This window comes from Massilia sp. UYP32, assembly GCF_050434365.1.
Lineage (GTDB): Bacteria > Pseudomonadota > Gammaproteobacteria > Burkholderiales > Burkholderiaceae_D > Telluria > Telluria timonae.
On record NZ_JBNDIK010000010.1, the window covers coordinates 168,757 to 180,183 of the forward strand.

8 protein-coding genes are annotated in these 11,427 nt (G+C 64.5%); 5 read left to right on the top strand and 3 right to left on the bottom strand.

Annotated features, from left to right (window positions below; genetic code table 11):
- Window positions 1–20: 20 nt before the first annotated feature.
- Window positions 21–671, top strand: a complete 651-nt coding sequence (locus ABIB42_RS10145) for a GNAT family N-acetyltransferase (protein ID WP_219862079.1) — start codon at window positions 21–23, stop codon at window positions 669–671.
- Window position 672: 1 nt separating this feature from the next.
- Here the strand turns inward: ABIB42_RS10145 and ABIB42_RS10150 are convergent, their stop codons facing one another.
- The gene (locus ABIB42_RS10150) at window positions 673–1,182 is read right to left on the bottom strand and encodes an Lrp/AsnC family transcriptional regulator (protein ID WP_071360791.1); all 510 of its coding nucleotides are present in this window, start codon (window positions 1,180–1,182) and stop codon (window positions 673–675) included.
- A 171-nt stretch (window positions 1,183–1,353) separates the two neighbouring features.
- Here ABIB42_RS10150 and ABIB42_RS10155 point away from each other — a divergent pair, with 171 nt between their 5' ends.
- The 3 genes from ABIB42_RS10155 to ABIB42_RS10165 all read left to right on the top strand — a co-directional run bounded on the left by ABIB42_RS10155 (window position 1,354) and on the right by ABIB42_RS10165 (window position 8,590).
- On the top strand, window positions 1,354–4,953 hold the full coding sequence (locus tag ABIB42_RS10155) for an indolepyruvate ferredoxin oxidoreductase family protein (RefSeq protein WP_219862080.1): 3,600 nt from the start codon (window positions 1,354–1,356) through the stop codon (window positions 4,951–4,953).
- Window positions 4,954–5,085: 132 nt separating this feature from the next.
- Window positions 5,086–6,699: a S41 family peptidase gene (locus tag ABIB42_RS10160; protein ID WP_005663669.1), complete on the top strand. Its 1,614-nt coding sequence runs from the start codon at window positions 5,086–5,088 to the stop codon at window positions 6,697–6,699.
- A 130-nt stretch (window positions 6,700–6,829) separates the two neighbouring features.
- Window positions 6,830–8,590: a M14 family metallopeptidase gene (locus ABIB42_RS10165; RefSeq protein WP_005663667.1), complete on the top strand. Its 1,761-nt coding sequence runs from the start codon at window positions 6,830–6,832 to the stop codon at window positions 8,588–8,590.
- A gap of 5 nt (window positions 8,591–8,595) precedes the next feature.
- Here ABIB42_RS10165 and ABIB42_RS10170 read toward each other — a convergent pair whose 3' ends face one another.
- Both ABIB42_RS10170 and ABIB42_RS10175 read right to left on the bottom strand, forming a co-directional pair.
- Entirely contained in the window at window positions 8,596–9,087 is a 492-nt protein-coding gene (locus tag ABIB42_RS10170) for a hypothetical protein (protein WP_005663665.1), read from the bottom strand.
- A gap of 64 nt (window positions 9,088–9,151) precedes the next feature.
- Window positions 9,152–10,084 (bottom strand): S8 family serine peptidase, encoded by a 933-nt coding sequence (locus ABIB42_RS10175; RefSeq protein WP_081589836.1) that lies wholly within the window; start codon window positions 10,082–10,084, stop codon window positions 9,152–9,154.
- Window positions 10,085–11,082: 998 nt separating this feature from the next.
- Here ABIB42_RS10175 and ABIB42_RS10180 point away from each other — a divergent pair.
- Complete coding sequence (locus tag ABIB42_RS10180; RefSeq protein ID WP_429248283.1) at window positions 11,083–11,355, top strand: transposase; 273 nt, start codon at window positions 11,083–11,085, stop codon at window positions 11,353–11,355.
- Window positions 11,356–11,427: the final 72 nt, after the last annotated feature.

An 11,427-nucleotide genomic window follows, 5' to 3' on the forward strand; every position in this document is an offset into this window, starting at 1 on the left:
CAGTACGTGAAGGTATCGAGATGCTGGACAATCCCTTACGCCGCTGGATCCAGGGCCTGAGAGGCAAGAAGGGCCAGCCGCCGGTGCTGGTCAAGGAACTGGGCGAACGCGACCGCCGTCGCGTGCTGCGCCATCTGCTGGCGCTGGACAGCAATGACCGCCTGCTGCGCTTCGGCAGCATGATCCCGGACGAACAGATCGCGGCCTACGTCGCGAAGATCGATTTCTCGCGCGACATCTTGTTCGGCGTGGTCAACAACGTGTTCCAGCTGGTCGGGATGGGCCATCTTGCCTTCGCCTCGGCCGACGGGCGCAAGTCGACGACCAAGCAGCAGGTGGCCGAGTTCGGCGTCTCGGTGTCGAAGTCGGCGCGCGGCCAGGGCGTGGGCACGCGCCTGTTCCAGCGCGCGGCGATCCACTGCCGCAACTCCGACGTCGACACCCTGTATATGCAATGCCTGACCTCGAACCAGACCATGATGCACATCGCCAAAAAGGCCGGCATGCGCATCAAGCGCGAGTACGGCGAGGCCGACGCCCACCTCGAACTGCCGCCGCCCAGCCCGGGCAGCGTGATGGCCGAGGCGCTGGAAGAGCAGTTCGCGGCGATCGATTACACGGTCAAGGCCAATGCCCGCGCGGCGGTGAAATTTTTTACACCGAAAAAATAGCTCACACCAACGGCATCGCCGTCGTTTCCTTGATGCGCTGCAGCGCAAAGCTCGACTTCACGTCCAGCACCGCCGGATGCTTGAGCAGGGTGCCCATCATGAAGCGCGAGAAGTGGTCCATGTCTTCGACGTGCACGCGCAGCAGGAAATCCATGTCGCCGGTCATCGCATAGCAGGCCACGACCTCGGGCCAGGTGCCCACTGACACCGCGAAATCGTTGCGCGGCGACGTCGCCGGCAAGCCCGGCTGGCGGGTGGCGCTCGCCACCTCGCTGTGCTTTTCCAGCCGCACATTCACATACGCCAATAGCCCAAGGCCGATCTTGTCCGGGTCGAGCAGCGCCACGTACTGGCGGATGACACCTGCTTCTTCCAGGCGTTTGATGCGACGCAGGCAGGGCGAGGGCGACAAGTTTACCCTTTCGGCCACGTCCTGGTTCGACAGCCGGCCATCGCTTTGCAAGATTTCCAGAATCTTGCGGTCTGTTTTATCCAGCTCAATCTTTGACATACCCACCCCATTGCAGACTTTTGTATGGCAATTTTATTGCGCAATTCAAGAAGACGGGGGAATTGTTTGGAATTTAATGCTTGGGGGGCAGGACTATACTGGCTCACATACGGTCAGCGAGATGCAGGAAATGCGCCGCGACGTATCCGCCATGAGAATCTTGGAGACACCATGAACGCACCCACGGACCGCGCCCACCTGGCGCCGCCGGAGTCATCCCCGCCCGCGCCTTCGCAGCCCGGTCAGCCCGCCCAACCGCAACAGGACATCACGCTCGACGACAAATGGACGCTCGAGCGCGGCCGCGCCTTCATGACCGGCACCCAGGCCCTGATCCGCCTGCCGATGCTGCAGCGCGAGCGCGACCTGAAGGCCGGCCTGAACACCGCCGGCTACATCACCGGCTACCGCGGCTCGCCGGTCACCGCCGTCGACCAGACCGCCATGAAGGCGAAGAAACACCTCGACGCCCACCACGTCAAGTTCCACCCGGGCATGAACGAAGACCTGGCGGCGACCGCCGTCTGGGGCACCCAGCAGACCAACCTGTACAAGGACGCGAAGTACGACGGCGTGTTCGCCATGTGGTACGGCAAGGGCCCGGGCGTCGACCGCTGCGGCGACGTGTTCAAGCACGGCAACAACGCCGGCTCCGCGAAGCATGGCGGCGTGCTGGTGCTGGCCGGCGACGACCATGCCGCGAAATCCTCGTCCACCGCGCACCAGTCCGACCACATCCTGACCCACTGCGGCATCCCGGTGCTGTACCCATCCTCGGTCCAGGAATACCTCGACTTCGGCCTGCACGCCTGGGCCATGAGCCGCTACACCGGCCTGTGGGTGTCGATGAAGTGCGTGACCGACATCATCGAATCGGGCGCCGTGGTCGACCTCGACCCGGACCGCGTGCAGATCGTCACGCCGACCGACTTCCAGCTGCCGCCCGATGGCCTGAACATCCGCTGGCCGGACGCCGTGCTGGACCAGGAAGTGCGGATGAACAACCACAAATGGTATGCCGCGCTGGCGTATGCGCGCGCCAATAAACTCAACCGCATCATCTGGGACAGCCCGCGGCCGAAGATCGGCATCATCACCGCCGGCAAGAGCTATCTGGACACGCGCCAGGCGCTGGCCGACCTCGGCATCGACGAGCAGGCCGCGCGCGACATCGGCCTTCGCCTGTATAAAGTCGGCATGACCTGGCCGCTCGAGGCCGAAGGCGTGCACGAGTTCGCGCGCGGCCTCGACGAGATCCTGGTGGTCGAAGAAAAGCGCCAGGTGATGGAATACGCGCTCAAGGAAGAGTTGTACAACCTGCCGGACGGCGAGCGTCCGCGCGTGGTCGGCAAGTTCGACGATACCGGCGAATGGAGCAACAAGAACCGCATGGGCCACGGCGACTGGCTGCTGCCGGCGACCTATGAGCTCAATCCGGCCCAGATCGCGCGCGCCATCGCCTCGCGCATCTCGCACTACTGCGCCGGCCACCCGGTCGCCGAGCGGGTCAAGGAACGCATCGCCTTCCTGGAAGCGAAGGAACTGGTGCTCAAGAACATTCCGGCGAAACCGAATCCGCAGACCGACCGTATTCCGTACTTCTGCTCGGGCTGCCCGCATAACAGCTCGACCAAGGTGCCGGAAGGCTCGCGCGCCATGGCCGGCATCGGATGCCACTATATGGTGTTGTGGATGGACCGCGAAACGTCGACCTTCACGCACATGGGCGCGGAAGGCACGACCTGGATCGGCCAGGCCCCGTTCACCGACGAGAAGCACGTGTTCGTGAACCTGGGCGACGGCACCTACTTCCACTCGGGCATCCTGGCGATCCGCGCCGCGGTGGCGGCCAAGGTCAACATCACCTATAAGATCCTGTACAACGACGCGGTCGCGATGACCGGCGGCCAGAACGTCGACGGCCCGCTCGACCCGGGCATGATCAGCCGCCAGATCGCGGCCGAGGGCGTCAAGCCGATCATCGTCGTCACCGACGAACCCGATAAATACCCGAGCGACTATGCCTGGGCGCCGGGCACCACGGTGCGCCACCGCTCCGAGCTGATGGACGTGCAGCGCGAGCTGCGCGAAATGCCGGGCGTGTCGGCCGTGATCTACGACCAGACCTGCGCGTCCGAGAAGCGCCGCCGGAGGAAAAAGGGCGAGTTCCCCGACCCGGCCAAGCGCGTCGTGATCAACGAAGCCGTGTGCGAAGGCTGCGGCGACTGCTCGGTGCAGTCGAACTGCCTGTCGGTCGAGCCGCTGGAAACCGAACTGGGCCGCAAGCGCCAGATCAACCAGTCCTCGTGCAACAAGGACTTTTCTTGCGTGTCGGGCTTTTGCCCGAGCTTCGTCACCGTCGAAGGCGGCGGGCTCAAGAAGCCAAAGAAATCATCGAGCGCCGAGGCGGCGCCGCCAAGCTTGCCGCTGCCGGTCATTCCGTCGGTCGAGACGCCGTATGGCATCCTGGTGGCCGGCGTCGGCGGCACCGGCGTGGTGACCGTGGGCCAGATCCTGGCCGTGGCGGCCCACGTCGAAGGCAAGGGCGCCATCGTGCTCGACCAGAGCGGCCTGGCCCAGAAGGGCGGTCCGGTGATGTCGCACGTGCGCCTGGCCGAACGCCAGCTTGACCTGCACTCGACCCGCGTCGGCACCGGCAGCGCCGACCTGGTGATCGGCTGCGACCAGATCGTCACCGCCAGCCGCGACGCCCTGAGCCGCATGGGCGAGGGCCGCACCTGGGCCGCGGTCAACGCCAGCGGTGCGACCACCGCGGCCTTCGTCAAGAACCCGGACTGGCAATTCCCGGCCGAGGGTTCGCGCGGCGCCATCCAGCAAGCCTGCGGCAAGGACAACGTCGACTTCATCGACGCCGGCCAGATTGCCACCGCCCTGCTGGGCGACGCGATCGCCACCAATATGTTCATGCTCGGCTATGCCTTCCAGAAGGGCCATGTGCCGCTGCAGGAAAACTCGCTGCTCAAGGCGATCGAACTGAACGGCGTGTCGGTCGCCTTCAACAAGGCGGCCTTCAACTGGGGCCGCAGCGCCGCGCACGACCTGGCCGCCGTGAGCCGCGCCGCCTTGCCGTCGAAGGTGGTCGAGTTCAAGCGCATCCAGACCCTGGACGACATCGTCAGCCGCCGCATCGAGCTGCTGACCGCCTACCAGGACGCGGCCTATGCCGGCCAGTACAAGGCTTTTGTGGACCAGGTGCGCGCGCAGGAAGAAAGGCTCGGCAAGGGCACGCGCCTGACCGAAGCCGTGGCGCGCTACTACTACAAGCTGATGGCCTACAAGGACGAGTACGAGGTCGCGCGCCTGCACACCGACCCGGCCTTCCGCGAGAAGATCGGCGCCATGTTCGAAGGCGACACCAGGCTGAAGTTCCACCTGGCGCCGCCATTGATGGCCAGGCACGACAAGGAAGGCCGCGCCATCAAGCGCGAGTACGGCCCGTGGATGATGAGCGCCTTCGGCGTGCTGGCGAAGCTCAAGGGCTTGCGCGGCACCGCCTTCGACGTGTTCGGCTACACGGCCGAGCGCAGGATGGAGCGCGCCCTGGTCAAGCAATACCGCGAGACGGTGACGGCATTGCTGCCGAAGCTGACGGAGGACAAGCTGGCGCAAGCGGTGGCGATCGCCAGCATCCCGGAAGACATCCGCGGCTACGGTCACGTGAAGGAGCGTCACCTGAAGGCGGCCAGGGAGAAAGAGGCGGCGCTGGTGGCGGCGTTTCATGCGCCGGACGTGACGCCACGGGCGGCTTGATTGGCGGAGTGCGTGGACGGCCGAGCCGTCCACGCTGCCGATCTTTATTTACTTGATATTAGTCGTTGTCCGCTAGCCTCAATTGTGACAGTTGGTGGTATTCCGAGCGAATGGCGCGTCTATAATCGGCGCATGAGCACGCCATCTACCTTCCGCAAGACCTCTCCTCTGCGTCTGATTCCCAGCGCGCTCGCCGCGCTGCTCGTCCTCGCCGGGTGCGGCGGTGGCGGCGGTTCGCCGAGTGTCGGCGCGCCTGGGCCGGTGGCGCAACAGCCTGCGCCGGCGCCCACGCCGGTCCCGACACCCCCGGTCGCCACCCAGCCGTCGCCGGAAGACCTGAACCCGAACCTGCTGGGCGACGCCTACGGCAGCTACTGGAACAAGTGCGCCGTCCCGCGCACAGGACTGGATGCGAGCGGCAAATCCTATCCCGACGTGCAGGGCACCCTGCTCGACGAACTGAAATTCCTGCGCGCCTGGGCCAACCAGTACTACCTCTGGTACGACGAGATCCCGAACACCTACAAGATGGCCGACTTCACGAGCGCGCTCGACTATTTCGCGGTGCTCAAGACGCCGGCATTGACCGCAAGCGGCAAGCCGAAGGACCGTTATCACTTCACCTATCCGACCGCCGAGTGGGAGGCGATGCAGACCCAGGGCATCGACCTGGGCTATGGCATCACCTGGAGCCGCAACGCCGATGGCCTGGCGCCGCGCACCTGGCTGATCACGGCGGTCGAGCCGGGTTCGCCCGCAGCCGCGGCCGGCCTGCTGCGCGGCGACATGCTGCTCAAGGTCGATGGCGTCGACTTCGTCAATGCCGACGATGAAGCCTCGGTCGACCGGATCAATGCCGGGCTGTTCCCGGCGTCCGCCGGGACCACCCACCGCTTCACCCTGCAGCGCGCCGGTGTGGCCTATGAGGCGACGCTGGCCGGGGCCGAGGTCGTGCTGGCGCCGGTGAAGAACGTCAAGGTGATCGAGACCGCCAGCGGCAAGGTCGGCTACCTGACCTTCGACAGCTTCAACGCCGTGTCCGAGAAACAGCTGTACGATGCCTTCGTCACCTTCCAGCAGGCCGGCGTCAACGACCTGGTGCTCGACGTGCGCTACAACGGCGGCGGCCTGCTGTACGTCGCCAGCCAGCTGGCCTATATGATCGCCGGCCCCGCGTCGACGAGCGGCAAGGTGTTCGAGCAATCCCGCTACAACGACAAGACGCCGGCCTACCAGCCGATCATGTTCCGCTCGACCGCCTGGGGCTTCTCCTCGAGCAACCCGCTACGCACCGGCACGCCGCTGCCCACCCTGGGCCTGAAACGGGTGACCGTGCTCAGCACCCCGGGCACCTGCTCGGCCAGCGAATCGGTGATCAACGGCCTGCGCGGCGCCGACATCGAAGTGATCCAGATCGGCGGCACCACCTGCGGCAAGCCCTACGGCTTCACGCCGGTGCCGAACTGTGGCACGACCTATTTCTCGATCGAGTTCCAGGGCGTGAACCACAAGGGCTTCGGCGACTTCACCGACGGCTTTACGCCGACCTGCCAGGCGAGCGACGACCTGTCGCGGCCGGTGGGAGACCAGAACGAAGGCTTGCTGGCCACAGCCCTGGCTTACCGCGCGAATGGCGCTTGTCCTGTCTCGACCACGGCCAGGGCGCGCGTCGTGCCGATGCGGATCGTGCGGCCGGAGGTCAAGGAGATCTCGATCCACACCACGCCGGGCGCGCCACCGCGCTGAGCAAAAAGCCTGTATTGACGGGTGGGCGGCGCCGCATGCCGTCCGCCCGTCGTGTTTCCAGGGTTGAACTGTTGCGCTAAGAACACGTCTATAATCGTCGGCTTCCTTCTGTCCTTGCCGGAGCTTTTCGATGATCCGTTCTGCGTTACTGCTGGCCCTGTTATCGGCTATCCCTCTTTCCCACGCTGCACCCGACCTGACCACCGTATCCGAACGCTCGGGCTTCACCGCCACCGGCCGCTACGACGAGACGATCGCGCTGTGCTCAGCATTCCAGCAGGCGTATCCGAAGCAGGTGAGGTGCATCGATTTCGGCGTCACGCCGGAAGGCCGCCCGATGAAGGCGCTGGTGGTGAACGGCAAGGGCGTGTTCACCCCGCAGGCGGCGAAACAGCAGGGCCTGCCGGTGACCCTGATGCAGGGCGGCATCCACGCCGGCGAGATCGACGGCAAGGACGCCGGCTTCCTGGCGCTGCGCGAGCTGCTTGAAGGCCGCGCGGCCAAGGGCGCGCTCGACAAGCAGGTGTTCATCTTCGTCCCGGTATTCAATGTCGACGGCCACGAGCGCTTCGGCAAGTGGAACCGCCCGAACCAGCGCGGCCCGGTCGAGATGGGCTGGCGCACCACCGCCCAGAACTACAACCTGAACCGCGACTACCTGAAGGCCGACGCGCCCGAGATGCAGGCCATGCTGGCGCTGGTGAACGCCTGGGATCCACTGGTCTACGTCGACCTGCACGCGACCAACGGCGCCAAGTTCCAGCACGATATCTCGATCCAGGTCGAGCCGGTGTATTCGGGCGACCCGGAATTCCGCAAGGCCGGCCTGCTGCTCCGCACCAACGTGATCAAGGACATCGCCAGGGAAGGCTCGACGCCGCAGTCCTATTACATGTCCTTCGTGAAGCATGACGATCCGATGTCGGGCTTCATGGACGGCGTGTCCGATCCGCGCTTCTCGACCGGCTACTTCCAGCTGCGCAACCGCATGGCGATGCTGGTCGAAACCCACTCGTGGAAGGAATATCCGGTGCGCGTGCGCATCACCCGCAACACCGTGGTGTCGGTGCTCGACCAGGTGGCGCAGCACGGCAAGCAATGGCAGCAGGCCGCCTATGCGGCCGACGCGCGCGCCGCCAAGCTGGGCAACCAGCCGGTGGCGCTGTCGTACAAGGCTTCCGACAAGAAGGAGATGGTCGAGTTCAACGGCTACGCCTACACCCGCACGCCGTCGGAAGTCTCGGGCGCCCTGATGACACGCTACGACGAAACCAAGCCACAGGTATGGCGCGTGCCGCTGTGGCAGGACATCGTGGCCGACTTCCAGGTCACCGCGCCGCGCGCCGGTTACATCGTGCCCGCCGCCTACGCCGCGATCGTGGGCGAGAAGCTGCGCCAGCACGGCGTCGAGTTCCGCAAGCTGGACAAGACGAAGGAAGACCTCCAGCTCCAGTCCTTCCGCGCCGACAAGGCAACCCTGGCCGCCGCTTCCGTCGAAGGCCACCAGCGCCTGACGGTGGAAGGCAAGTGGAAGGCGGAAGCCCGTCCGGTCGCGGCAGGCTCGCTGTTCGTGCCGATCGCGCAGCCGAAGGCGCGCCTGGTGGTGGCGATGCTGGAGCCGCAGGCGCCGGATTCGCTGCTGGCCTGGGGCACGTTCAACACCGCCTTCGAGCGCAAGGAATACATGGAGGACTACGTGGCCGAGGAGGTCGCGCGCGAGCAGATGGCGGCCGACCCGGCCGTGGCCAAGGCCTTCCAGGAGCGCCTGGACAGCGATCCGGCCTTCGCCAAGAATCCGCAGGCGCGCCTGGAGTTCTTCGCCAAGCGCCATTCGTCGTATGACGAGCGCCTGAACCTGTATCCGGTGCTGCGCGCAAATAGCGCGCCCTGAACCCCTTATCGGCTGCCCTGGATGAAGTCGTCGAGACGGATGAACTTGACGTCGCGCTCGCCGGCATCGCAGGCCTTCGCCGGCGCGCGCGCCGCCGCGGGACTGGCTCCCGCAGCCGGTCCGAGCGGGATGACGGTCTGGACGAATTCCTTGGCCGCGGTCAGGGCTTCGGCGGAGGGCTCCGTGCCGAGGCTGATCTCGCTGATCGCCCCGCTGTCGCCATACTTGACGTGGAATTCCGTCTTGGCGAATTGGGCGGGGACGACCTTGGCGTAGTACAAGGCCCCGGTCGCCAGGGTGGCGCTGGTAACGAATTGCGCCGGCTCGCAGTTTCCGCCGTCGCTCGCCTTGTCATGCGTCCCTGTCTTGACATAGGTTTCGTGCGTCCTGAACGGAACGCCCGGCGCCTGCCTGTTGCCCGCATCGTAAATATGCAGCGAGCTGGCGCAGCCGCACAGGCTGGCTACCGCGCCCAGGGTCGTGACCAGCGTTTTCATGGTGGCGCCTCCGTACCGGTCCGGGGTTAATGTGTTTCCGCTCGGGTCGTGGATGCCCGGGCCGTTACGACGTTATTGCCAGCTGCACCGCTTTCAGCACGTTCAGGCGGCCATAGCCCATCTGGTCGTTGCGTCCATCGACATAGGACACCGAGCCGACCTTGTCGGCGCTCTGCGCGATGATGGCCGTCACCTGGGCGCCGGACAGCGTGGGGTTGGCGCTCAGCACCAGGGCGCAAGCCCCGGCGACCAGCGGCGTGGCGGACGAGGTGCCATTGAAGCCGGGATAGTAATCGCCGCCGGGGTTGTAGCCGGCCGGCCCGGTGATGTCGGTCGTATAGTTCTTGACCCCAGGGGCGGCGACCAGTACTTCAGGGCCGTAACTGGAGCCCCACCAGTTTTCTCCATCGTCGCTGGAGGGCGTCTTCGGTTCATCTTTCGGCGTGGATGCGGCCACGCAGATCACACCGGGGAGGTTGCTTGGAAAACCGACCGGTCCTGGCCTGTTGCCCGCCGCGACGACGACAACGCAGCCCTTGCCGCCGCGACCAAGCGTCAGTGCACGTCCAAAAGCGGCGATGACGGCGCTGGACGCGGATGTGTCGCTCCAGCTATTGCTCAGGACCGAGGCGCCGTTTTGCCAGCACCAGTCGACCGCCTCGGCGATCTGGCCGGGGCTGGTGGTCCAGACGCCGCGCGGCCGGTCGGAATAGGCGATCCGGACCGCCATGATCGAGCAGCCGCCACCGATCCCGCGGACGCCATCGGTGCTGCTGGGAACCGCCGCGGCAAGACCTGCGCACGCCGTCCCATGGCCGTCCCAGGATTGGGCTCCTGAAAATTGTCCTTGTCGCAGGCGTCGTAGCCGGCGATGACCGATTGGCGCAGGTCGAGATGCCGGGTATCGATGCCGTCGTCCAGCACGGCGATCTTGATTGCGAGATTTCCCTGAACCAGCTTCCAGGCCTGGTCGGCGGCGGTCAGCTGTATCGCGTATTGCCGCGCGGCGTAGGCGCGCTCGCTGCCCGGGCCGCCCTGGGCGGCAGCATCGGCCGAGACATCGTCAAGCGCGGGCTTGACCATCAGATTGACGAAGTCCGGCTCGATATACGCCAGGTCTTCGCTTGGCGCCAGTTGCTGGACCGTCGCCAGCGGATCGACATCGGGCGCCAGGGTAACCGTGTACTCGCCGAACCCGCGTGGCGCGATCGATTCATAGTTCACGTCCTTGAGCAAGCCGCTGACGGGGGTGGCCGGGTCTTTCATGCCCAGCAGGATCCGGTCTGTGGCCAGCACCCGGGTTTCGCCCAGCTTGAACACGGGCGTCGTTCGTGCAACGCCGGCAGGCCGGTTGCCGACCGCCGCGTTGACGGCATGGCTCACCGACATGGGCGCCGCGGACGGGGATTTCAGTAAGGTGAATTTTTCATTAGGGATTTCGATGCGTTCGGTAACGTCGGCCCCGACACTGCTGGAGAATGCCGCCCGCAGGCTATGCGGCGCCGGCTCCAGATAACGTACGCCAACCAGATCTGGATCTTCCGCCAAACGAACCGTCTGGCCATTGACCTTGTATTCATAATCCACGATATCCCTCCGTGACCAGTGATCTATCCACCATTCATGCGCCGTGCATGGATGTAGATCACCATGTCACGGTTTTTTGGTAAAACGGTCAACGAAAATCCAGGTGTTCAATAATCGAAATGCGGGCGTGTCGCGCAAATACGATGCCATGTCCTTGTTTTGGTGGCCTGAACGACTAACATCGCAACACCGGGGGCACGTAACATCGGGGTCAGCAATATCGGTAACATCGGGGTCAGGTCTGACATTTGGACACGGGTTCAGCATTAATCAATATCGGTAACATCGGGGTCACGGTAACATCGGGGTCAGGTCTGACATTTGGACACGAGTTCAGCAGTAATCAAGGTTCCTTGGAAGTCTGAGCGATCTCAGCGCTGGTGGTTGCCGATCCAGTACCGTTATCGGATGACACGACCACTTAGAGTTAATTTTCCTGGGGCGCTCTACCATGTGACGTCGCGCGGAAACCGACGCGCATCGATCTTTCGGGATGATGCCGATCGACGTATTTGGCTAGACGTTCTGGAGAAGGTTTGCGAACGCTATCATTGCGTCATTCACAGTTTTTGCCAGATGACCAATCACTACCACTTATTGATTGAAACGGTGGAAGGGAATCTACCGAGTTGCATGCGCCAACTCAACGGTCATTATTTGTCAAGTCCCGCCTGTTCATAAACCCGTTTGACAAATAATTCGGGGCGCTTTTTCTGCCATTCTTTGAGCGCCAGAATTGGTGTTTTGCTGTCG